The 23,171-nt window shown below is 66.3% G+C and carries 18 protein-coding genes; 13 read left to right on the top strand and 5 right to left on the bottom strand.

The window, feature by feature from the left end; genetic code table 11:
- Positions 1–151: 151 nt before the first annotated feature.
- A complete protein-coding gene (locus JAB4_RS17505) occupies positions 152–547 on the top strand; it encodes a helix-turn-helix domain-containing protein (RefSeq protein WP_070218572.1) in 396 nt (131 codons plus the stop codon).
- On the opposite strand, the gene JAB4_RS17500 is transcribed toward JAB4_RS17505, so the two are convergent.
- Positions 544–999 carry a GNAT family N-acetyltransferase gene (locus JAB4_RS17500; protein WP_070218497.1) on the bottom strand — a complete coding sequence of 152 codons (456 nt, stop codon included), beginning with the start codon at positions 997–999 and terminating at the stop codon, positions 544–546. The genes JAB4_RS17505 and JAB4_RS17500 overlap by 4 nt on opposite strands.
- Positions 1,000–1,128: 129 nt before the next feature.
- Positions 1,129–2,604 (bottom strand): efflux transporter outer membrane subunit, encoded by a 1,476-nt coding sequence (locus JAB4_RS17495; protein ID WP_070218496.1) that lies wholly within the window; start codon positions 2,602–2,604, stop codon positions 1,129–1,131.
- 94 nt (positions 2,605–2,698) lie between these two features.
- Here JAB4_RS17495 and JAB4_RS17490 point away from each other — a divergent pair, with 94 nt between their 5' ends.
- From JAB4_RS17490 to JAB4_RS17480, 3 genes are all read left to right on the top strand, one after another.
- Positions 2,699–3,319, top strand: a complete 621-nt coding sequence (locus JAB4_RS17490; protein WP_070218495.1) for a TetR/AcrR family transcriptional regulator — start codon at positions 2,699–2,701, stop codon at positions 3,317–3,319.
- Between the two features lie 82 nt (positions 3,320–3,401).
- Complete coding sequence (locus JAB4_RS17485; protein ID WP_070218494.1) at positions 3,402–4,508, top strand: efflux RND transporter periplasmic adaptor subunit; 1,107 nt, start codon at positions 3,402–3,404, stop codon at positions 4,506–4,508.
- Positions 4,505–7,573, top strand: coding sequence for an efflux RND transporter permease subunit (locus JAB4_RS17480; protein ID WP_070218493.1), 3,069 nt, complete (start codon positions 4,505–4,507; stop codon positions 7,571–7,573). The genes JAB4_RS17485 and JAB4_RS17480 overlap by 4 nt, the downstream gene beginning before the upstream one ends.
- A gap of 236 nt (positions 7,574–7,809) precedes the next feature.
- Here the strand turns inward: JAB4_RS17480 and JAB4_RS17475 are convergent, their stop codons facing one another.
- A complete protein-coding gene (locus JAB4_RS17475; protein ID WP_070218492.1) occupies positions 7,810–8,847 on the bottom strand; it encodes an AraC family transcriptional regulator in 1,038 nt (345 codons plus the stop codon).
- A gap of 226 nt (positions 8,848–9,073) precedes the next feature.
- On the opposite strand from JAB4_RS17475, the gene JAB4_RS17470 reads away from it, so the two are divergent.
- Positions 9,074–11,086, top strand: coding sequence for a glycoside hydrolase family 3 N-terminal domain-containing protein (locus JAB4_RS17470; protein WP_070218491.1), 2,013 nt, complete (start codon positions 9,074–9,076; stop codon positions 11,084–11,086).
- Between the two features lie 13 nt (positions 11,087–11,099).
- On the opposite strand, the gene JAB4_RS17465 is transcribed toward JAB4_RS17470, so the two are convergent.
- Together JAB4_RS17465 and JAB4_RS17460 are read right to left on the bottom strand one after the other, a co-directional pair.
- Positions 11,100–12,218 (bottom strand): Gfo/Idh/MocA family oxidoreductase, encoded by a 1,119-nt coding sequence (locus tag JAB4_RS17465; RefSeq protein ID WP_070218490.1) that lies wholly within the window; start codon positions 12,216–12,218, stop codon positions 11,100–11,102.
- A gap of 34 nt (positions 12,219–12,252) precedes the next feature.
- Positions 12,253–13,446, bottom strand: a complete 1,194-nt coding sequence (locus JAB4_RS17460; RefSeq protein ID WP_070218489.1) for a phytanoyl-CoA dioxygenase family protein — start codon at positions 13,444–13,446, stop codon at positions 12,253–12,255.
- Positions 13,447–13,550: 104 nt separating this feature from the next.
- Here JAB4_RS17460 and JAB4_RS17455 point away from each other — a divergent pair, with 104 nt between their 5' ends.
- The 8 genes from JAB4_RS17455 (at position 13,551) to JAB4_RS17420 (ending at position 23,141) form a co-directional block, all read left to right on the top strand.
- Entirely contained in the window at positions 13,551–14,591 is a 1,041-nt protein-coding gene (locus JAB4_RS17455; RefSeq protein ID WP_070218488.1) for a LacI family DNA-binding transcriptional regulator, read from the top strand.
- A 65-nt stretch (positions 14,592–14,656) separates the two neighbouring features.
- Positions 14,657–16,474, top strand: a complete 1,818-nt coding sequence (locus tag JAB4_RS17450; protein WP_070218487.1) for a DUF885 domain-containing protein — start codon at positions 14,657–14,659, stop codon at positions 16,472–16,474.
- Positions 16,475–16,539: 65 nt separating this feature from the next.
- The gene (locus JAB4_RS17445) at positions 16,540–17,529 is read left to right on the top strand and encodes a DMT family transporter (RefSeq protein WP_070218486.1); all 990 of its coding nucleotides are present in this window, start codon (positions 16,540–16,542) and stop codon (positions 17,527–17,529) included.
- An 86-nt stretch (positions 17,530–17,615) separates the two neighbouring features.
- Positions 17,616–18,071 carry a homoprotocatechuate degradation operon regulator HpaR gene (hpaR, locus tag JAB4_RS17440; protein WP_227741981.1) on the top strand — a complete coding sequence of 152 codons (456 nt, stop codon included), beginning with the start codon at positions 17,616–17,618 and terminating at the stop codon, positions 18,069–18,071.
- Between the two features lie 324 nt (positions 18,072–18,395).
- A complete protein-coding gene (locus JAB4_RS17435) occupies positions 18,396–19,562 on the top strand; it encodes a porin (RefSeq protein WP_227741980.1) in 1,167 nt (388 codons plus the stop codon).
- Positions 19,563–19,590: 28 nt separating this feature from the next.
- Entirely contained in the window at positions 19,591–20,115 is a 525-nt protein-coding gene (locus JAB4_RS17430; RefSeq protein ID WP_227741979.1) for a sorbitol dehydrogenase family protein, read from the top strand.
- Between the two features lie 9 nt (positions 20,116–20,124).
- Complete coding sequence (locus JAB4_RS17425; RefSeq protein ID WP_070218483.1) at positions 20,125–21,735, top strand: GMC family oxidoreductase; 1,611 nt, start codon at positions 20,125–20,127, stop codon at positions 21,733–21,735.
- Positions 21,732–23,141 carry a cytochrome c gene (locus JAB4_RS17420; RefSeq protein WP_070218482.1) on the top strand — a complete coding sequence of 470 codons (1,410 nt, stop codon included), beginning with the start codon at positions 21,732–21,734 and terminating at the stop codon, positions 23,139–23,141. The genes JAB4_RS17425 and JAB4_RS17420 overlap by 4 nt, the downstream gene beginning before the upstream one ends.
- Positions 23,142–23,171 lie beyond the last annotated feature (30 nt).

Genomic DNA, 23,171 nt, shown 5'->3' with positions numbered 1-23,171 from the left:
TGGATGGTATGATCGGGTGGTATGTTTTTGTAACCTGGTTAAATATAGTGACTATCAAATGAACGCACAAGAAGGCACTTTTTCCACACTGGGGCACACGGATGTGACCATGGGCGAGGTGGCTGCGCGCGGGGCCGAGCTGGAAAAGCGCATGCGCGACCACGGCGGCCATGCGGGCGTGGCGGACTCGTGCCGCCCGATCACGGATATCCTGACCCGCGTGGGCGACAAATGGAGCGTGATGGTGGTGATGTTGCTGGGCAATGGCACCAAGCGCTTCAACGAGATGCGCCGCCTGATCGGCGGCATTTCGCAGCGTATGCTGACTTTGACCCTGCGCGGCCTGGAGCGCGACGGTCTCGTCACGCGCACCGTGTTTCCCACCGTGCCGCCGCGCGTCGACTATGCGCTGACGGACCTGGGGCGTTCGCTATTGATTCCCATCAGCGCGCTGGGCGCCTGGGCCTACGGCCACCGCGACGCCATCGATGCGGCACGGCTGGCGTTCGATGCCAGGGCCGATGCGGGCGCGACGTCAGGCAGCTAGCTTAGTTCGATCATGGCCAGCATGTCATTGCCATCCGCATCCATGCCTTTTTCCACGAAACCCATGCTGGCATAGAACTGTTTCGCGTTGGCATTACCGGGCTTGTAGCAGATTTCGATGCTGCGCGCATCCGGGCGGGCGCGGATTTCCGCCAGCGCCAGGGCGAGGGCGGCGCGGCCATGGCCTTGCCCCTGGCGCCGGTGGTCGATCATGAAGCGCCAGATCTGGTAGTGGCCGGGCGGGTCGTCGGCGTCGGGCGAGACGAACATCAGGAAGCCGATCACCTCTTCGTCGCCATACACGGCGCGCGTATGCAGGATGGCGGGATGGAAACTCGCTTGCGCGATGGAATAGTCGTTGCTGGCCAGGTAGTCGCGCTGCTGCGGCAACAGGGGCAAGTCGCTGACGAGGTCGAAATTGTCGACGGTGACGGGGCGCAGGCTGATAAGCATAGTGGACGGCAATGAAGGGCAATGCCTGGCAGTATGGGGAGGAATTACTCAATTGGCAATACTGTTCCACCACCCGCATCAAACGGCGGTGGAACACCGAAGGCACGGCGGCTGTGGCTCGGGCCGCCATCACATTGACCTGGCAGCGACCGCCTCGGCCCCGGCCTGCGGCGCCTGCCAGCCGCCGCCCAGCGCCCGGTAGGCGGCGACTGCCGCGCGCGCCGACGCCGTTTGCGCCTGCGCGCGCGCGTCCCTTGCACGCAGCAGCCTCGTATCGGCCTGCAGTACATCAAGCCGGCTGGTGACGCCTTTCTCGTAGGCTGCCAGCGAAGCGGCGCGGGCGCGCTCAAGCGCCTCTACGCCATGCGCCTGTAGAGTGGCCTGTTCTTCATGGCGCAGCAGAGCCGAACAGGCGTTTTCCACGTCTTCGGCAGCATGCAGCGCGGCGAGCCGGTAGGCCGCCAGCAGCTCGGCTTCCTGGCCACGCGAAGCCTCGATCTGCGCATCGATGCGGCTGAAATCGAACAGGCGCCAGCGCAGGCCCAGCATGCCGGCGGCCTGGCCTGAGCCGCTGCCGAACAGGGCGCCGCCGGCCGTGGCGCTGCCAAACAAGGCGCCAAAATTGAATTTCGGGTAGTACTCGGCAACGGCCGCGCCGGTGCGCGCGCTGGCGGCGGCCAGGCGCCGCTCGGCGGCGATCAGGTCGGGCCGGCGCCGCAGCAGTTCGCCTGGCGAGCCGCCGGCCGTGATACGCGGCGCGCGCGCCATCACGCCGGCGGCGACCAGTTCATCGCCGTAGGTGCCGGGTGCCGCGCCCAGCATCACGTCGAGTGCATGCAGCGCCACCTCGCGCGCCGTGTCCAGGCCGGGCACGGCGGCGCGCGCCTGCGCCAGCGATGCTTCGGCCTGCCGCAGGGCCGGCTCGTTCGCCAATCCCTTGTCGTATAGCAGCGTGGCGAGTTCCAGCAGCGCCGCGTCGGTGTCGACCTGCCGGCGTGCGAGGTCGAGCCGCGCCTGCAGGCCCTGGATGGACAGGTAAAGGTCCGCCGTTTGCGCCGCCACGGCCAGGCGCGTTGCGGCCCATCCAGCCTCGCTGGCCTCGTAATCGGCGCGCGCCGCTTCACGTTCGCGGCGCAGGCCGCCGAACAGGTCGAGTTCCCACGACGCCTGCAGGTTCAATTCCCGCGCGCTGCCGGCGCGGTCATAGCCTGGCGTGGCGTTCAAGACCTTGCCCAGCGGCGTTTGCACCGACTGGTAGGCGCGCGCCGCCTGACCGCCAATGCTGGCCGACGGCAGCAGCGCGGCGTCTGCCGCCCCGGTGGCGGCGCGCGCCTGCCTGACCCTGGCCTGCGCCTGCTCCAGGTCGAGGTTTTGCGCCAGCGCCACCGTTACCAGACGGGTCAGGCGCGGATCGCCGAACGCTGTCCACCACTGCCGCAGTTCGGCGGCGTCCGCGTCCTGGCGCGCGCCGAGCGCCGCCTGGTGCAGATACTGCGCCGCTAGCGGCGCTTCGGGCCGGCGGTAGTCCAGGCCAGCAGTGCAGCCGGTGGCGGCCAGGCCGGCGGCGATCAGCAGAAAGGGGAGGCGCAGGCGTGGCAGTGGCATGGTGGTCTTCCAGTTCAAAAAAGAAATAATGTGTGACTATAATACATATCGGTCACTTATTGTGCATTCCGTCGCGGCGCGTTAAGCTGTCGCCATGAATTCCACCACACCCGACACACCAAGCCCTGCGCGCGGCCCGGCCGGCCACGACGTGCGCGACCAGATCGTTGCCGCCGCCACCGATTACTTCAGCCGCTACGGCTATGAAAAGACGACGGTCTCCGACCTGGCCAGGGCGATCGGCTTTTCCAAGGCCTATATCTATAAATTCTTCGAATCCAAGCAAGCCATCGGCGAGCATATCTGCGCCAGCTGCCTGCGCCAGATCGAAACCGAGGTGAGAAACGCGGTGGCGGCGGCCGGCCAGCCGCCGGAGCAGCTGCGGCGCATGTTCCGGACCAGCGTCGAGGCCAGCTTGCGGCTGTTTTTCCAGGACCGCAAGCTGTACGACATCGCCGCCTCGGCCGCCACCGGGCGCTGGCCTGCCGTGCAAGCCTACGAGCTGGCGATGGGCGCCTTGCTGCAGGATATCTTGCAGCAGGGGCGCAAGACGGGCGACTTTGAACGCAAGACGCCGCTCGACGAAACGGCCAGCGCGATCTATCTGGTGATGCGCCCCTACGTCAATCCCTTGCTGCTGCAGCACAGCGTCGACAGCAGCGAAACGGCGGTGCTGCAACTGTCCAGCCTGGTGTTGCGCAGCCTGTCGCCATAGTTTTGCACTAAGTTGTGACCATTGACTTATTTGGTCACTAGTACCAGAATGAGAACCCTGATCACTCATTCATGGGATTCTTATGCGCTGGCGCCGCCTCGCTTCATCTGTAGTCATCTCCACCTTGCCCCTGGCCTTGAGCGCCTGCGCCGACAAGGCGCAGGCCGATCCGCGCACCGCCACGCCGCTGGTGCGCGCCGTCCCGGTGCAGGGCGCCGAAGCGGGCACGCGCAGCTTTACGGGCGTGGTCGCGCCGCGCGTGCAAAGCGACCTCGGTTTCCGCGTGGCCGGCAAGGTGCGCGAACGGCTGGTCGACGCCGGCCAGGCCGTGCGCCGTGGCCAGCCATTGTTGCGCCTCGACGCCGACGACCTGCAACTGCTGGCGCAGGCGCGGCAGGAGTCCGTCACGGCCGACCGCGCCCGCGCGCGCCAGGCGGCGGACGAGGAGGCGCGCTACCGCGACTTGCGCGGCACCGGCGCCATCTCGGCATCCAATTACGACCAGGTGAAGGCGGCGGCTGACGCGGCCGGCGCCCAATTGAAAGCGTCCGAAGCCCTGGCCGGGGTGGCGCGCAATGCGTTGCAGTACGCGGTGCTGCTGGCCGACGCCGACGGTGTCGTGATGGACACCCTGGCCGAACCGGGCCAGGTGGTCGCGGCCGGGCAGGTGGTGGTGCGCCTGGCCCATGACGGCCGGCGCGAAGCGGCGATCCAGCTGCCGGAAACCGTACGCCCCGCGCTCGGCTCCAAGGCCCAGGCCACCCTGTTCGGCAGGCCGGGCGCCAGCGTGCCGGCCACCTTGCGCCAGCTGGCGCAGACGGCGGACCGGCAAACGCGCACTTTCGAGGCGCGCTATGTGCTCGACGCGGCGCTCTCAAGCGCGCCGCTGGGCGCCACCGTCACCCTGCGCCTGCCCGGCGCGCATGCCGCCAGCGGCACTGTGCAAGTGCCGCTGGCGGCCCTGCACGATGCGGGCAAGGGTCAGGGCGTGTGGGTGATCGCCGGTACGCCGGCGCAAGTGACCTGGCGGCCGGTGAAGGTGCAGGGGCTGCACGATGACGGCGCCGACGTCAGCGGCCTGAAGGCGGGCGAACGCATCGTCGCGCTGGGCGCCCATCTGCTGCACCAGGGAGAGCGGGTCAGGCTCGAGCCGGCGCCAGTGGCCGCCGGCGCGGGAGCGCATCCATGAGCGCGGCGGGCTTCAACCTGTCGGCGCTGGCCGTGCGCGAGCGTTCCGTCACCCTGTTCCTGATCTGTCTCATTTCGCTGGCCGGCCTGCTGTCGTTCTTCAAGCTGGGGCGCGCGGAAGACCCGGCCTTCACGGTCAAGGTGATGACCATCGTCACCGCCTGGCCTGGCGCCAGCGCGCGCGAAATGCAGGACCAGGTGGCCGACAAGATCGAAAAGCGCCTGCAGGAGCTGCGCTGGTATGAACGGGCCGAGACCTACACCAGGCCGGGGCTGGCTTTCACGACCCTGACACTGCTCGACAGCACGCCGCCCGGGCAGGTGCAGGCCGAGTTTTACCAGGCGCGCAAGAAGGCCGGCGACGAGGCGGCCAATTTGCCGGCCGGCGTGATCGGCCCCATGATCAATGACGAATACGCGGACGTCACCTTTGCCCTGTATGCGCTGAAAGCCAAAGGCGAGCCGCAGCGCCTGCTGGTGCGCGAGGCGGAAACCTTGCGCCAGCGGCTGCTGCACGTGCCGGGCGTCAAAAAGGTCAATATCATCGGCGAACAGGCCGAACGCATCTACGTGGAGTTTTCGCAGGAACGCCTGGCCACCCTGGGCGTGCGGGCGCAGGACGTGTTCGCGGCACTGCACGGCCAGAATGCCCTCACGCCGGCCGGCTCGGTCGAAACGCGCGGGCCGCAGGTGTCCATCCGCCTCGACGGCGCGCTCGACGCGCTGCAAAAGATCCGCGATACGCCCGTGGTGGTGCAGGGGCGCACCTTGGCCCTGTCCGATATCGCCACCGTGCGCCGTGGCCAGGAAGATCCGGCCAGTTTCCTGGTGCGCAATGGCGGCGAGCCGGCGCTGCTGCTGGGCGTGGTCATGCGCGACGGCTGGAACGGGCTGGACCTGGGCAAGGCGCTGGACGGGGAAGTGTCGGCCATCGGTGCCGCCATGCCGCTGGGCATGAGCCTGGCCAAGGTTACCGACCAGGCTGTCAATATCAGCGCGGCCGTCGACGAATTCATGCTCAAGTTTCTCGCTGCGCTGCTGGTGGTGATGCTGGTGTGCTTTATCAGCATGGGCTGGCGCGTCGGCATCGTGGTGGCCGCCGCCGTGCCGCTGACCCTGGCCGTGGTGTTCATCGTGATGGCCGCGACAGGCAAGAATTTCGACCGCATCACCCTCGGCTCCCTGATCCTGGGCCTCGGCCTGCTGGTGGACGACGCCATCATCGCCATCGAAATGATGGTCGTGAAAATGGAGGAGGGCTACAGCCGCATCGCCGCCTCCGCCTACGCCTGGAGCCATACGGCCGCACCCATGCTGGCGGGCACCCTGGTAACGGCCGTCGGCTTCATGCCCAACGGCTTTGCCCGCTCCAGCGCCGGCGAATACACGAGCAATATGTTCTGGATCGTCGGCATCGCGCTGATCGCGTCGTGGGTGGTGGCGGTGGTGTTTACGCCCTACCTGGGCGTGAAGCTGCTGCCCGAGCTGAAAAAGGTCGCCGGCGGCCATGATGCGCTGTACGACACGCCGCGCTACCACCGCTTTCGCCGGCTGCTGGGGCGCGTGATCGCCCGCAAATGGCTGGTGTTCTGCACCGTGATCGGCCTGTTCGTGCTGGCTGTGCTGGGCATGGCCGTCGTCAAGAAACAGTTCTTCCCGATCTCGGACCGCCCTGAAGTGCTGATCGAAGTGCAGCTGCCCTACGGCAGCGCGATCGGACAGACCAGCGGCGCGGCGGCGAAAGTGGAAGCCTGGCTGGCGCGCCAGGCCGAAGCGAAGATCGTCACGGCCTATGTGGGCCAGGGCGCACCGCGCTTTTACCTGGCCATGGGGCCGGAATTGCCCGATCCTTCGTTTGCCAAGATCGTCGTGCGCACCGACAGCCAGCTGGCGCGCGACAGCCTCAAGCAGCGCTTGCGCGTGGCCGTTGCCGCCGGCCTGGCGCCAGAGGCGCGCGTGCGCGTCACGCAACTGGTGTTCGGCCCGTACTCGCCGTTTCCCGTGGCCTACCGGGTCAGCGGCCCCGATCCCGAGGTGTTGCGCGGCATCGCCGACGAGGTGCGGCGCGTGATGCTGGCCAGCCCGATGATGCGTACCGTCAATACCGATTGGGGCACGCGCACGCCCACCCTGCATTTCAGCCTGCAGCAGGACCGCTTGCAGGCGATGGGCCTGACGTCGGCCGCCGTGGCGCAGCAGCTGCAGTTCCTGCTCAGCGGCGTGCCCGTCACCGCCGTGCGCGAAGATATCCGCACGGTGCAGGTGGTGGCGCGCGCGGCAGGCGACGTGCGGCTGGACCCGGCGCGCATCGCCGACCTGACCCTGGCCGGCGCGAATGGCGAACGCATCGCGCTGTCGCAGGTGGGCGGCGTCGAGGTGCGCTCGGAAGAACCCGTGATGCGCCGGCGCGACCGCCAGCCGACGATTACCGTGCGCGGCGACATCGCCGACGGCATGCAGCCGCCCGACGTCTCGGGCGCCATCACGGCGCAGCTGCAAACCGTCATCGACAAGCTGCCGGCCGGCTACCGCATCGAGCAGGCCGGCTCCATCGAGGAATCGGCCAAGGCAACGCAAGCGATGCTGCCGCTGTTCCCTATCATGCTGGCGCTGACCCTGCTGATGATCATCCTGCAGGTGCGCTCGATCTCGGCGATGGTGATGGTGTTCCTGACCAGCCCGTTGGGCCTGATCGGCGTCGTGCCCACCTTGCTGCTGTTCCAGCAGCCGTTCGGCATCAATGCGCTGGTCGGCCTGATCGCGCTGTCGGGCATCCTGATGCGCAATACACTGATCCTGATCGGCCAGATCCACCAGAACGAGGCGGCCGGCCTGGCGCCGTTCGACGCCGTGGTCGAGGCGACCGTGCAGCGCGCGCGTCCCGTGATCCTCACGGCGCTGGCGGCCATCCTGGCCTTTATTCCGCTGACCCATTCCGTATTCTGGGGCACCTTGGCCTATACCCTGATCGGCGGCACGTTTGCCGGCACGGTGCTGACCCTGGTGTTCCTGCCGGCCATGTACGCGATCTGGTTCAGGATACGGCCGCAGGCAAGGGTGGTGTAGATTGAGAACAGCGGGCCGGAGACGCGGGCCTGAGAAAATGCCGATGGCGGCGTTGCGGCTTCCTTGCCGTACTGGCGTACTGTCTGCGTCGCCGCGCCTGGCCCTCGACATTTTTCAGGTCCGCTTGGCCCGGGGCGCCTGTCTTTCTGACTTGGGCCGTTTCGTGGTTTGGCGGTTTGCTTGTTTGCTTGTTTGCTTGTTTCTTGTTACTTGTTACTTGTTGCTTGTCTCTTTCTCTAGGTTCCGGCGGCATCCTGCCGGTAGCGCGCCGGCGGCAGTTCGAACTGGGTCTTGAAGAAGCGGGTAAATGCGCTTTGCGAGGAAAAACCCAGGCGCTCGCTGATTTCCACCACGCTCAGGCTCGTTTCGCGCAGCAAACGGCGCGATTCGCGGCTTTTCGCGCGCAATTCCAGCGCGCGGAACGAGGTCTGTTCCTGCTGCAGCTGGCGCTGCAAGGTCCAGCGGTTCATCGCCATACCGTCGCACAGGGCCGGCAGCAATGCGGTGCCGTCGGCGTCCCCGGCGCCTTGCCGGCCCAGCAAATCGATGATCGCCTGCTCCACGCGGGCCGAAAACAGCTGCGCTCCCTGCAATTGCTGCAATTGCCCCTGCGCGTAGCACAGCGCGTGCGGCGCCAGCATGGCGTTGAACTGGGCGAAGGGACGGTCCAGCGCAGGCGCGTCGAACGTCAGGGTGTTGCGCGCCTGGCCGAAGGTGACGGCGGCGCCGAAGCACTCGGCAATGGCCGGCGCGAACCACGGCGCCTTGCCCTGGAAACCGGCATGGAAGGCGGTGGGTGTGCCGTCGTCGTAGGCGCGCGCGACCAGCGACAGCATGCGGAAATTGGCCAGCGCCTGCATGGCGCCCCCCAGCTGGCAGAACTCGGACAGGTATTCGATCTCGATGCGCGTGCCATTTTCGCTCATCAGCATGAAGTCGAATTCGCCGATCAGGCCCCGCAAGTGCAGCAGCTCGTGCAGCGCGCTGCGCAGGGTGGGGCGATTGAAGCAGACGTGGGCGATGCCCGAGTAATGCGCGAACCAGTGCGTCACGTCGAGATCGAGCAGGCCGCGGTGCTGCGGCAGCTGCTGGGCGTAGGCCGTCATGCGGCGGTGCCGCTCGGCGTTGATGCGGCCGCCCGGCTCGTCCAGCTGCGCCGGCGTGATGCCCGTCTGGCGAAAAAAGTCGGCGGGATCGTGGCCATCGGCCTGCATGGCGCGCGCGCATTGCTGCGCGATGCGGTTCGAAACCGTGCGCGTGTCGGGTTTGTGCAAGGCTGTCTCCTGCTTATTCAGCGTATTCCGCTTGTTGTAGTAATTTTTCACAAATATTAGCACTTTGTAGGAGATTGTTGGTTGTTGTGCCATCTAACCAAAAATTGTTCTCGCGGGTATAAAACGCGTGCTGCGCGGTCAAGAAACTCACGCATTCTCACGCTATATTGTTTTCGGCCGGCCTTGCTGCCGCGCCTTGATACCTACAAAAACAGTCTTGGAGATAATGATGAATTGCACTTTGAAACCGATGGCCCGCGTGGTCGCCGGCTGCGTCGCCACGCTTGCCCTGACCGCTTGCGGCAACAACCACACCGGCAGCGAGGGATACACGCAGCCCGTGTTCGGCGCCACCACCTACACCCAGTTGAAAGTCGACGGCTATACCTTCAAGGACATGAACCGCAACGGCAAGATCGACCCGTACGAAGACTGGCGCCTGCCGGCCGAGGCGCGCGCGGACGACCTGTTGTCGCGCATGAGCCTCGATGAAAAAACGGGTCTGATGATGCACGGCACCGCACCCACTGTGGCCGATCCCACCGGCATCGGCCAGGGCGGCGCCTACGATTTGACGGCGCTGCAAGACCTGATCGTCAAGCAATACGTCAACACCTTCATCACCCGCATGGCGGGCGACACGGCCAATATGGCGGCCCAGTACAACAAGGTGCAGGCCCTGAGCGAAACTTCACGCCACGGCATTCCCGTCTCCATCAGCACGGACCCGCGCCACCATTTCCAGTACACGGTGGGCGCCAGCGCCGGTACCAAGGGTTTCTCGCAGTGGCCGGAAACCCTGGGCCTGGCCGCCATCGGCGACGATGCGCTGGTGCGCCGCTTCGGCGACATCGCGCGCCAGGAATACCTGGCCGTCGGCATCACGCAAGCGCTGTCGCCGCAGGCGGACCTGGCCACCGAGCCGCGCTGGTCGCGCATCAACGGCACCTTCGGCGAAGACGCGGACCTGGCCAAGCGCATGGTGCAGCACTATATCGAAGGTTTCCAGGATGGCAATACGGGATTGCATGACGGCAGCGTGGTGGCCGTCGTCAAGCACTGGGTCGGCTATGGCGCCACGAAAGAGGGCTTCGACGGCCACAATTACTATGGCCGCTACATGACCTACCCGGGCAACAACTTCGCTTACCACGTCAAGCCGTTCGAAGGCGCGTTCACGGCCAAGGCGGCCTCCGTCATGCCGACCTACGCCCTGCCGGACGGCAATATCACCATCGACGGCATCACCCTGGAACAAGTGGCGGCCGGCTTCAGCAAGACCATGCTGACGGATCTGCTGCGCGGCAAATACGGTTTCGAGGGCGTGATCCTGTCCGATTGGGGCATCACCTCCGACTGCGACGCCAACTGCCGCAACGGCACGGCGCCTGGCGTCGCGCCTTCCTTCATCGGTTTCGGCACGCCGTGGGGCATGGAAGACGCCACCAAGGCCGAGCGCTACGTGAAGGCCGTAACGGCGGGGATGGACCAGTTCGGCGGCGTGACGGAAGCGCCTTATCTGACGCAAGCGGTGCAACGGGGCCAGCTGACGGAAGCGCGCATCGACACGTCGGCGCGGCGCATCCTGATCCAGAAATTCAAGCAGGGCCTGTTCGAGCATCCGTTCGTCGATGCGGCCAAGGCGGCCGCCACCGTGGGCAAGGCGGACTTCATCGAAGCGGGCCTGGAAGCCCAGCGCCGCTCGCTGGTCTTGCTGGAAAACAAGGACAAGGTCTTGCCGCTGGCCGCCACCGTCAAGAAGGTCTACCTGTACGGCATCGATGCGGCCGTGGCGCAGCAGTATGGCTACACGGTGGTCGCCACGCCGCAGGAAGCGGACGTGGCCCTGCTGCGCGTGGCCGCGCCGTATGAAACCCTGCACCCGAACTACATCTTCGGCAGCATGCAGCACGAGGGCCGCCTCGATTACGTCGACGGCAACGCCAATTACGAGGCGATCAAGAACGCGGCCAAGTATGCGCCGAAGACGGTCGTCACCGTGTACCTGGACCGCCCGGCCATCCTAGGCAACGTGCAGGACAAGGCCAGCGCCATCCTCGCCAACTTCGGCGTGAGCGACGGCGCGCTGTTCGATGTCCTGACGGGCAAGGCCAAGCCGCAGGGCAAGCTGCCGTTCGAGCTGCCGTCGTCGATGGCCGAAGTGCAGGTGCAGAAATCGGACGTGCCGTATGACACGGCCCATCCGCTGTACAAGTTCGGCTACGGGCTGGCTTACTAAACCGTCCCTGTTGTCAACGCACGAAAATCCAGCTGCGCTCCCGTGCGGAGCGCAGCGCGGCATCGATCAGCCGGTCGACTTCGTAGCCGTCGCGGAAGGTGGGCCAGACGGGCGCGCCGCTGGCGATAGCCTGCAGAAAATCGCGCGCTTCGATGACGATCTGCTCGTTGTACCCGGTGCCGTGCCCCGCGCCCTGGCTGAACGCCAGGTAGTCGGGGTGGGCAGGCCCCATCAGCAGGCGCTGGAAACCCTGGCGCTGCGCGGGACGGCCGGCGTCGTACAGCCATAGTGCATTCTGGTCTTCCTGATCGAAGGCGATCGCGCCTTTGGTCCCCGTGATGCGGTAGGTGTAGCCCATTTTGCGGCCGGCCGCCACGCGGCTGAAGGTGAGGGCGCCGAGCGCGCCGTTGGCAAAGCGCAGCATCACATTGCCCTGGTCGTCGTTTTCCACCGCTTCCATGCTGTGCGGGCCTTGGCGCTGCGCGTGCACGGTATTCATGTCGGCCACCAGCGCGTCGACGGGACCGCCCAGGCGCAGGGCCAGGTTGAGCAGGTGCGAGCCCACGTCGGCCAGCGCGCCGGCGCGCGTTGCCGTCGCTTCGCGCGTGCGCCACGAAGCGGGCGCGCGCGGGTCGTGCAGGTAGTCTTCCACGTGTTCGGCGGCGACGTGGATGATCTCGCCGATCTCTCCCGATTCGATGATCTGCCGCGCCAGCTGGCTGGCGGGCGTGCGGATGTAGTTATAACCGACCATATTGGCCACGCCCGCGCTTTCCGCCGCCTGCGCCAGTTGCAGCGATTCGGCGGCCGTCATGCCCAGCGGCTTTTCGCAGAATACGGGTTTGCCCAGGGCCAGCGCCGCCAGCACGATGTCCTTGTGCGTGGCCGGCGGCGTGGCGACGATGACGGCGTCGATGGCGGGATCATTGACCAGCGCGCGCCAGTCGCCCGTGGAGCGGTTCCAGCCCAGTTCCTGCGCGCTGTGGGCGGCGCCTTCGCTGCTGCTGGTGCCGATGCATTCGCACACGGGGTTCAGGGCCGTGTGAAAAATGCTGCGCACAGCCTTGTAGGCGATGGTGTGGGCCTTGCCCATGTAGCCGGCACCGATCAGGCCGATGTGGATGTCTTGCATATGCGGGTACTCCGTTCGTGTCGCGGTGAGGGATTCAGGCTTGCCGGCGCCAGGCGTGGCTGTCCAGCGCGTCGATAAAGCGCGCAGCGGGCCAGTCTTGCGCCAGCGCTTCGTGCATCAGCTGCTGCTGCGTGGGCGGCGCCATGCCGTTGATGGGCTGGTCGCGGTCGAGGTTGCAGGGGAAGGCATAGCCTTCGGCGCAGGCGGCAATCGCGTGGCTGATGCCAATGTCATCCAGGACTCCCTGCGCGCGCAGCGCCTGCAGGGCCGGATACAGCGCGGCGCTCATGGCGCGGCGGTCCAGCGCTTCCATGGCGCGCCCGAACGGCGACGACACTTGCAGCAGGTTGGCCATGCGGCGGATGTCGGGCGAGCGGTTATGGCCCGCCGCATGGAACAGGGCGGGGTTGAAGAAGACGGCGTCGCCTTTGGCCAGCGGCAGCTGCACGCAATGCCGCGCGAAGTAGTCGCGGAACGGCCGCTGCTGCCAGGCGAGAAAACCGGCGCGGTAGCGCTGCGACCCGGGCAGGTACAGGGTGGGACCGGATACCAGCGGCATGTCGCAATGGGCGACGGCGCCCTGCAAGGTCAAGAGGGTCGACATCTGGTGCACGGGCGCGGGATAGGCGGCGCAGCTGGCCGCGCTCTGGAAGCCCAGGTGATAGTCGCGGTGCGGCGCCTGGGCCGCTCCGCCCGGGTTGACGACGTTCACTTGCGCCGTCATCTGGTAGGCGGGACCGAGCCAGGCCTCGGCGATCCACGCGAAGACGGGGTTGGCGTAATAGCGCGCGAATGCCTCGGGTGCCCGCAGACACAGTTTTTGCTGGGCGTTCCAGATGCGGTCATTCGCGCCAGCCTTGGCGAAATGGTCGCCGGCCGCCTGGCCGCTCGCATGCTGTTCGGCGATCAGCGCGCGAAACACGCCGCTTACCTGTTCCAGCGTGTCCATGTCGGCGACGGCGCGTTGCAGCACGATGACGCCAGGACCATCCATCAGCGCCCGGCCCCATTCGGCCTGCAGCGCGCGCAGCGACACCGCACTGGCGGCCAGCGCGCGCACCCGGTCGCAGTCGTAGACGAGAATGTTTTCTTTCACCGCAGCGGCGTGGGGATAGTCGGCCAGCGCCGTGCATAGGCTGACGGTGGCGATGAAATCCTGCAGGTCGCAGTTTTCTGATGCTAGCCAGAAGGGGCTGGGCGGCGCTGCGGTGGCGTCTGTGGTGGGCATGCGGTGTCTCCGTTGTTTAAGTTGTAGAATCAGTATAGGGATGAAAATCCGCATTTTTCATCAAAAAATTCATCAAAAAACCATCAATCTGAATTGGATATGGCATGACGCATCCGTTCCCCGTCAAGGTCGTGGCGCTGCAGGCCGGCGTCAGCGTGGCCACGGTCGACCGCGTGATCAAGCAGCGCGGGGGCGTGCACGCCAATACTGTGCGCCGCGTGATGCAGGCGCTCGATGAACTGGCGCGGCAAAGCACGCAGGTGGGCCTGTCTGGCAGAAAATTCATGCTCGATGTGCTGATGGTGGCGCCGCGCCGCTTCACGGACGCCGTGCGGGCCGTGCTGGAGGCCGAATTGCCGTCGCTGCATCCGGCCGTGCTGCGTTCGCGCTTTCACCTGCATGAAACGCTGGACGTGGACGGCATCGTCGACCTGCTGGAGCGCATCCGCAAGAACGGTAGCCACGGCGTGCTGCTGAAAGCACCGGACTTGCCAGCGGTGGCGGAAGCGGTGAACCGGCTGGCGGCGGCCGGCATTCCCGTGGTGACCCTGGTGACTGACTTGCCAGGCTCCGCGCGCCGCAGCTACGTGGGCATGGATAACCGCGCGGCGGGCGAGACGGCCGCCTGCCTGGTCGGCCAGTGGCTGGGCAGCAGGAAAAAACAGCAGGTGCTGGTGACCCTGAGCAGCAACCGCTTTCATGGCGAGGAAGAGCGCGAGATCGGCTTTCGCCGGGCGCTGCGCGAACGTCACCGCCATTTATCCATCGTCGAAGTGAGCGAGGGCCACGGCATCGACGGGGCCACGGGGGCGCTGGTGCGTCTAGCCCTGGCAGATCATCCGGGCATCGCCGCCGTGTATTCGATCGGCGGCGGCAATGCCGCCATCGTGCAGGCCTTTGCGCGAGCGGGCCGACCCTGCCAGGTCTTCATCGGTCATGATCTCGACGCGGACAACGTGGCGCTGCTCAAGTCGGGCGCCATCCAGGCCGTGCTGCACCACGACCTGGGCCAGGACATGCGCCGTGCATGCCAGGAAATCCTGCGGGCACAGGGCGCGCTGCCGGCCCTGGCGCAATCGCCGTCACTGTCCGCCATCCAGATCGTCACGCCGTGGAACCTGCCCGTCCTGAACGGGGTGAATTGACAGGCCTGCGAGGCTGGCCGATACTCGCCGCTTCGCTCATCGCTCACCTTTGAAGGAATCCCCCGATGTCCGTCACTCCGCAATTGTGCAAGACCGTGCTCGCCGCCGCGCTTGCAGCCGCGCTGGCCATGCCCGCCATGGCGGCCGACCCCGTCGTTTCCGCAGCTGCTTCCGCGTCGTCCGCCTGGGTCGAGGCCAGCAACCGCAACGCGGCCATCGTGCTGGCGGCGCAGGCGCAGTTCTCGCCCGAAGACGCGTCCGACAGGGGCCTGGCCCAGTACGACGGCCTGGCCGCCGACCTGGGGCCGGACATCACCGGGCGCCAGGTCGCGGCCATGCGGAAGGCGCGCGCGCAGTTGCAGCAGAAGCTGGAACTGGAACGCGACGAACGCATACGCCAGGACCTGGAAATTCTGATCGGCGCCGTCGACCAGGAAATCGCCGGCACCGAGCTGGAAGCCAGATACACCTTGCCGTGGGTCGATGTGCCGCAAATGGTCTTTGGCAGCATGCAAAGCCTGCTGCAGGAGCAGCGCCCGGCCGCGCGCCGCGCCAAGGCGCTTGAGCGCCTGCGGCGCTATGTGGGCCAGTTCCCGGGCAGCACGCCGATCACGCAGCAGGCGAAGGCGCGCTTCACGGAGAAAATCGGCACGCCTGACCTGGCCGGTCCCGTGCGCCTGCAGGTGGCGCAGTCGCTGGAAAACGTGCCCACGTATATCGCCGGCATCCGCAAGCTGTTCGCCGACATGAAGATCGCGGGCGCCGAACCCGCGCTGGCCGCCATGGAGCAGCAGCTGAACGACTATGCGGCATGGGAAAAGCAGGTGGTGCTGCCATTGGCGCGCACGGATTTCCGCATGGCGCCCGAGCTGTACGCGTTTCGCCTGAAGCAGGTGGGCATCGACATCGAGCCGCGCGCGCTGGTGGAACGGGCGCAGGTATCCTACCTGGAAACGCGCGCCGCCATGCAGGCGCTGGCGCCCGTGGTGGCGGCCAGGCTGGCCTTGAAGGGCGTCGACGGTAGCGACTACCGCCAGGTGCTGCGCGCGCTGAAGAGCGATTCCATCCCCAACGCGCAGCTCGAAGCGCACTACAAGGGCGTCAATACGCAGCTCGAGGAACGCATCGCCCGGCAGCGCGTGGTCGATATCCCTGCGCGCGCCATGACCATGCGCCTGGCGTCCGCCGCCGAATCGGCGGCCCAGCCGGCGCCGCATATGCGTCCGCCTCCGCTGATCGGCAATACGGGAGAGCACGGCCAGTTCGTCCTGCCCGTCAGCAATCCGGCTGCCAGCGGCAAGGGCGAAGCGTATGACGATTTCAACTTCGCGGGCGCGGCCTGGACCCTGAGCGCGCACGAAGGCCGCCCTGGCCACGAGCTGCAATTCAGCGCCATGGTGGAACGGGGCGTGTCGCAGGCGCGCAGCCTGTATGCGTTCAACAGCGTCAACGTGGAAGGCTGGGCGCTGTACGCGGAAGCGGAGATGATCCCGTACGAGCCGGCCGAGGGCCAGTTCATCGCGCTGCAGTTCCGCATGCTGCGCGCGGCGCGCGCCATGCTCGACCCGATGCTGAACCTGGGACAAGTCACGCGCGAAGAGGCGGGCCGCATCCTGACGGATGAAGTGATGCTGTCGAAACCGATGGCGCGCCAGGAGCTGGACCGCTACACCTTCAACATGCCGGGCCAGGCGGGCAGCTATTTCTACGGCTATACGCGCATCCTGCAGCTGCGCGCGGAAACGGAGCTGGCGCTGGGAGACCGATTCGACCGCCTGGCCTTCAACAACTTCCTGCTGGGACAGGGCTTGCTGCCGCCGGACTTGCTGGCCAAGGCCGTGCGCGAACACTTCATCCCCGGGCAGAGAAAAGCGAAGGGCTGACGGCGGGCGACTCGCGCCGCATACCCTATACTGGCGTCCTTGAATAATGACGTGAGCGTGGCTGCATGTGGCGTGGGATCGTATCTGGTTTGCTGGCCGGCGCCTTCTGGGGCGCCGTTTTCATTGTGCCCGTCTTGCTGCCGGATTTTTCTCCGGCCGAGCTGATGGTGGGACGCTACATCTGCTATGGCGCGCTGGCGGCCGGCTTGATGCTGCCGCGCCTCCTGCCCCTGCTGCGCCGGCTGCGGCGCGGCGACTGGCTGGCCATGCTGCGCCAGGCGCTGGCGGGCAACGTCGTGTATTACCTGCTGCTGGCGTATGGCGTCAAGCTGGCCGGTGTGGCGCCCACGTCGTTGATCATCGGTTTGCTGCCCCTGAGCGTGACGCTGTTCGGCCACAAGGACCACGGCGCGCCGCCCTTGCGCCGCCTGGCCTTGCCGCTGCTGGTGGTGGCCGCAGGCATCGCCTGCATCAATGTCGATATCTTCAGCCAGGCAGGCGGCGCGGGCGCGGATGGCGCCAGCCTGGCGCACAAGCTGGCCGGCGTGTTGTGCGCCATCGGCGCGCTCGCGTGCTGGACCTGGTATGCGCTCGACAATGCCCGTTTCCTCAAGCGCCATGCGCATGTCAGCGCCGCGGAGTGGGCCATGCTGTATGGCCTGGCCAGCGGCGTCATCGCGCTGGTCGTGGGCGCCGTGATGCTGGCGCTGCAGCCGGCGGGCGGCGCCGATGGCTCTCCGGCGCGCGACTGGCCCCGCTTCTGGTTTGTGTGCCTGCTGCTGGCGCTGGGCGCTTCCGTGATCGGCAACTACCTGTGGAATCTGGCGTCGCGCCGGGTGCCCGTCACCCTGTCGGGCCAGCTGATCCTGTCGGAGACCCTGTTCGCGCTGCTGTACGGCTTCGCCTACGCGCAGCGCATGCCGCGCCCGCTGGAGTGGAGCGCGATGGTCTTGCTGACGGCGGGCGTGCTGTGGTCCGTGCAGCGGCATGCGCACGAGGAGGTAGAGGGGCGGGCAGAGGGGCGGGGAGAAGGGCGTGGGGCAGGGCGGACGTAGCGAAAAATACATCGTTGTCAGTCCGCCGTTTGCCCTGGGCCGGCCGTATAATGACGCTCATTTGCCGGTCACCCAGGGAGTTCCGCTTGCAGCTACCGATCCGTTATCCGAACATGCCGCAACTGCTGCTGAAGGCGCGCGACAGCCTGCTCCAGCATTTCCGCCCCATCCTCAATCACTTCGGCGTGACGGAGCAGCAGTGGCGCATCATGCGCGCGCTGAACGAAAGCCCCACCCTGGAACCGCGCGAGCTGTGCGAAATCTGCCAGATTTCCAGCCCCAGCATGAGCGGCATCCTGGCGCGCATGGAAGAGATCGGCCTGATTGGACGCAGCAAGTTCGAAGGCGACCAGCGCCGCCGCAAGGTGCATCTGTCGGAAGCGGGCGCCAGTTTGCTGCTGCAGATGGGTAAGCTGATCGACCTGCAATACGCCCACCTGGAAGAAGCGTACGGCAAGCAGGTGTTCGAAGACATGCGCCGCGCGCTGGAAGCCTTCATTGCCCTCGAAACCCTGCCGGTGGCGCCCGCCATCCTGCGCTGAACCCCAAACTTCTCCTTGCCTGAGCATCATCGGGCGCGTGTTTTTCGACACGCGCCGCCGCTGCTTTTGTCATGCCCGTTCCACGCATTGCCGCACCTTGCCGGGCGTGCGCCTGCGCGCCTTCTGGTTTTGCTATAAGACTAATCAATGTTTTGCTATAAGACTATGCTCTACAGTCAATCACTTACATGTGAGTAAATAAGCGTATAATTTGCCGCACTTGATCCAGATCAAGAAGAACAGCGGATGCCCCATTGTTGATGGGGCGGCAACGGGGCGCCACGCCCGTATTTCGCCAGATAAAACAGGAAAGTCAGGAAAAAAATGAACCATACATGCATGCGCGCTGCGGCGCTGGCCGTTTCCACGCTCATCGGCGCAAACGTTTGCGCCCAAAGCAATGTCACCATCTATGGCGTGGTCGACGCGGCCACCGCGTACGCGAGCAACCAGGGCGGCAAGTCGAACACCTACATGCGCAGCGGTAACTTGTCCGCCAGCAAGATCGGTTTCCAGGGCGTGGAAGACCTGGGCGGCGACCTGAAGGCGCTGTTCCTGCTGGAGAACGGCTTTGAAAGCGATACGGGTGCGCAAAGTTCGGCCAGCGCCCTGTTCAACCGCCAGGCTTACGTGGGCCTGCAATCGCACGCCTACGGCAGCCTGACGGCCGGGCGCCAGTACACGCCGTACTACCTGCTCGTGGGTTCCCTGGCGTCGAGCAACGTCTTGACGGGCGCCACCGGCGCACACCCGGGCGATATCGACGGCCTCGATACGACCGTGCGCATCAGCAATTCCGTCACCTACAGCATGCCAGCGTGGCGCGGCTTGCAGGCCAGCGCGCAATACGGCTTCGGCGAAGCGGCCGAGGGCAATGCCGTGGGCAGCAGCTTCAGCGCCGCCGTCAAGTACAGCACCTCGCCGGCGGAATTTGCGCTCGGCTATCTGAAACTGAAAAATGGCGAGAACGGCACGGGCTGGAGCGACAAGGCCGCGGCCAGCTTCGGCATCTCCGCCATCAATCAGGGCTACGCCTCGGCCGACAGCATCGAATTCATCGCCGCCAGCGCCCGCTACACCATGGGCAAGTGGATGGTGGGCGCCAACGCCAGCAACGTGCAATACCAGGCGGGCAGCCATTCCACGTTCCGCGACACGGCCATCTTCAACACGGCCGGCCTGATCGCCAGCTACCAGTGGACGCCGCAGTGGTTCCTGAGCGCCGGCTACAGCGACACCTACGCCAGCCGCGCCAACGGCGTGTCGGACCGCGCGCGCTACCGCCAGCTGTCGTTCGAACAGAATTACGCGCTGTCCAAGCGCACGGCGATCTACCTGATCGAAGCGCGCCAGCTGGCGCGCGGCCAGACCCTGGGCCAGAACGGCGCCATCGTCGACGCCGTCGCCTCGGTCGGCGATTCGCAAAACGGCACGCCGTCGTCGAACGGCGGCCAGACGGTGGTGATGGTCGGTCTCAAGCATTCTTTCTGAACGGTTGCTGAACTCACGGGAGCTTCAATTGGACGCTATACACAACAAGGAGGGCCGCGGCCCCCTGAATCCCGGCCGCCGCATGGTGCTGGCCGGCTTGCTGTCGGCTTCGGCCGCGGCGCTGATTCCCTGGGCGCTGGCCGAGCCGGTCGCCAGTGCGGAGCAGGGCGCCTTCCTGGGCGTGTCGGCCATGCTGGTCGGGCGCCAGGTGCTCGATCCCGTGCTGGCCCGGCGCCTGTATGACGCGTTGGTGGCGCAGGACGCCGCCTTCCCCGCGAATGTGCGCGCGCTGCTGGCCCTGATCAATGCGCAGGGCTTGCAGGCGGCCGGCCTGCAGGAAGCGCTCGATGCGCTTGACCCGGCCCAGTCGCCGCTGGCGGCCCTGCCGCGCCAGATCGCCAGCGCCTGGTACCTGGGCATCATCGGCACGGGCGAGGCGGCCGTCTGCGTCGCCTACGAGCAGGCGCTGAACGCGGCCGTCGTGGCCGACGTCCTCAAGCCTCCCACGTATTCCTACGGCGCCTACGGTAGCTGGGCCAGAAAACCCATTTAAGGAGCCATCATGGCTGAAGCACTCTCCGCCGATTACCTCGTGATCGGCTCCGGCATCATCGGTTCGCTGGCCGCGCGCAAACTGGCGCTGGCCGGCGCCTCGGTGCTGATCCTCGAAGCGGGCCCGCGCGTGTCGCGCGGCGAAATCGTCGCCCGTTTCCGCAACACGACGCGCCGCAGCGACTGGATGTCGCCGTATCCGTCCGTCGCCACGGCGCCGCACCCGATCTACCAGCCGAAGGATAACGGCTACCTGGTGCAGGCCGGTCCGTATCCGTACCCGGCCGAATACATCCGCCAGTTTGGCGGCACCTCGTGGCACTGGGCCGCGCAGGCGTGGCGCAACGTGCCGAACGATTTCCGCATCCACACCTTGTACGGCGTGGGCGTCGACTGGCCCATCAGCTACGAAGACCTGGAGCCGTTCTACCAGGAAGCGGAAGAGATCATGGGCGTCTCGGGTGCGGAGAACACGGGTTCGCCGCGCAAGCAGCCATTCCCGATGGATGCCGTGACGGAGCCGTACGCCATGCGCCGCATCCGCGAACGCCTCGACCCGTCGTTCAAGGTGGTGGGCAATACGGTGGCGCGCAACAGCGTTAGCTACGATGGCCGCCCGGCCTGCTGCGGCAACAACAGCTGCCAGCCGATCTGCCCCATCGACGCGCAATACCACGGCGGCATCGCCGCGCAGCAGGCGGAAGACGCGGGCGTCAGAATCGTGTGCAACGCCAATGTCTACAAGCTGGAACACGACGCGCAGGGCCGCATCACGGCCGCGCTGTACTACGACGTGGATAAAAAGAGTCACCGGGTCACGGCCAAGACCTTCATTCTGGCGGCCAACGGCATCGAAAGCCCCCGCTTGCTGCTCGTTTCCGCCACGGACAAGTACCCGAACGGCCTGGCCAACAGCAGCGACATGGTGGGCCGCAATCTGATGGACCACCCGAGCACCTCGATCACCTTCGACGCCGATGAAGACCTGTGGCTGGGCCGGGGCCCGCAAAGTCCCAATTCCATCAACACCATGCGCGACGGCGACTTCCGCAGCCAGCATTCGCCGTACCGCCTCGACTTCACGAACATCTCGCGCGTCGATGGCGCGACCAGGGAGTTGATCGGCAAGGGCGTGTTTGGCGCCGAATTCGAACAGCAGCTGCGTTTCCGCTCGGCGCGCGAAATGAGCCTGAAAAACGTGCTGGAAGTGCTGCCGAACCCGGAAAACCGCATCGCCCTCAGCAGCGAGAAGGATGCCATGGGCATCCCCAAGCCGCAGGCGCATTATGCGATCGACGAGTACACGAGACGGGGCCACGAGCGCTCGAAGCAGGATTTCGAGCAGATCGCCAAACTGATGGGCGGCACCAATCTGCGCCACAGCAAGGAAGGCGTGTTCGCCAACAACCAGCACATCTGCGGCACCCTGTCGATGGGTTCCGATCCGGCCAAGGCCGTGTGCGACCAGTGGGGCCGCACGTTTGATCATGCCAACCTGTTCCTGTGCAGCACCGGCGTGCTGCCCACGTCGGGCACCTGCAATTCGACGGAAAACGGCCTGGCCGTGGCACTGCGCACCGTCAAGCATATCCTCGACGAACAACAGGGAGGAACAGCATGATGGCGACCTTCAGAATGGCAGCCGGCGCCGCCTTGCTGGCACTGGCCTTGCCCGTGCTGGCGGCGAACGCCCCCGGCGCCGACGTGCAGGCCATCGAACGTGGCCGCTACCTGGCGACGGCGGGCGACTGCATCGCCTGCCACAGCGTCCCGGGCGGCAAGCCGATGGCGGGCGGACTGTCCCTGGCCACGCCGCTGGGGGCCATCGTCGCCACCAACATCACGCCGTCGACAACGCACGGCATTGGCAACTACACGCTCAAGCAGTTTTCCGACGCCGTGCGCCATGGCGTGCGGGCCGACGGCGCGCACTTGTACCCGGCCATGCCCTACACGGCCTACGCCAGGGTGACGGATGACGACACGGCCGCCCTGTACGCCTACTTCATGCATGGCGTGGCGGCGGTGGACACGGCGCCGGCAACACAGACGGACTTGCCGTTCCCGTTCAACATCCGCCTGTCGATGGCGGGCTGGAATTGGCTCTTCCTCGACAAGAAGCCGTTCGTGGCCGATGCGGCCAAGAGCATGGAGTGGAACCGCGGCGCCTACCTGGCGCAAGGGCTGGCCCACTGCAGCACCTGCCACACGCCGCGCAACGCGCTGATGGCCGAGCAGCTGTCGAAGGAGCTGGGGGGCTTTGATCTGGGCACCTGGTTTGCGCCGAACATCACCTCGGACGCCAACAGCGGCATCGGCAGCTGGAGCCAGCAAGACCTGGTCGATTACCTGCGCACGGGCCGCGCCGCGCACCGGGGGCAGGCTGCCGGACCGATGGCCGAAGCCATCGACCATAGCCTGAAGCACCTGAGCGACGCGGATTTGGACGCCATCGCGCACTACATCAAGAGCGTGCCCGCCATCCGCGACAAGGCGGACACGAAACCGGTGACGCAATGGGGCCAGGCGGGCGATGAGCTCGATGCGATCCGCGGCGTGCCGCTGCCGCAGGAATTGAACAAGATGTCGGGTGCGCAGCTGTACGATGCGCAGTGCGCCAGCTGCCACCAGGCGAAGGGCGAGGGCAGTTTCGACGGCAGCTTGCCGCCCTTGTTCCACAACTCGGTGACGGGCCGCAGCAACAGCAACAACCTGGTGATGGCGATCCTTGATGGGGTGGAGCGGCAGGATGGCAAGGGTAATCATACTGCGGGACACCTGATGCCAGCCTTCCGCCAGACCCTGTCGGACGAGCAGATCGTCACCCTCGGCAATTACGTGCAGAAGATGTACGGCAATCCTGACGTGAAGGTGACGGCGGAGCAGGTGACGACCCTGCGCAACGGCGGTCGTGCCTCGAACCTGATTGGCCTGGCCCGCGCCGGCATCATCGTCGGCGTGCTGGTGCTGCTGGCCTTGCTGCTGTGGTGGCGGGGACGGCGTCGCAAGGAAACATCCGCAGCTTAAAAAATCACCCTGAAGCAAAGGCTGGGGTCA

Source organism: Janthinobacterium sp. HH102, from assembly GCF_001758625.2.
GTDB lineage: Bacteria > Pseudomonadota > Gammaproteobacteria > Burkholderiales > Burkholderiaceae_D > Janthinobacterium.
This window is presented reverse-complemented; position numbering and strand designations above follow the sequence as displayed.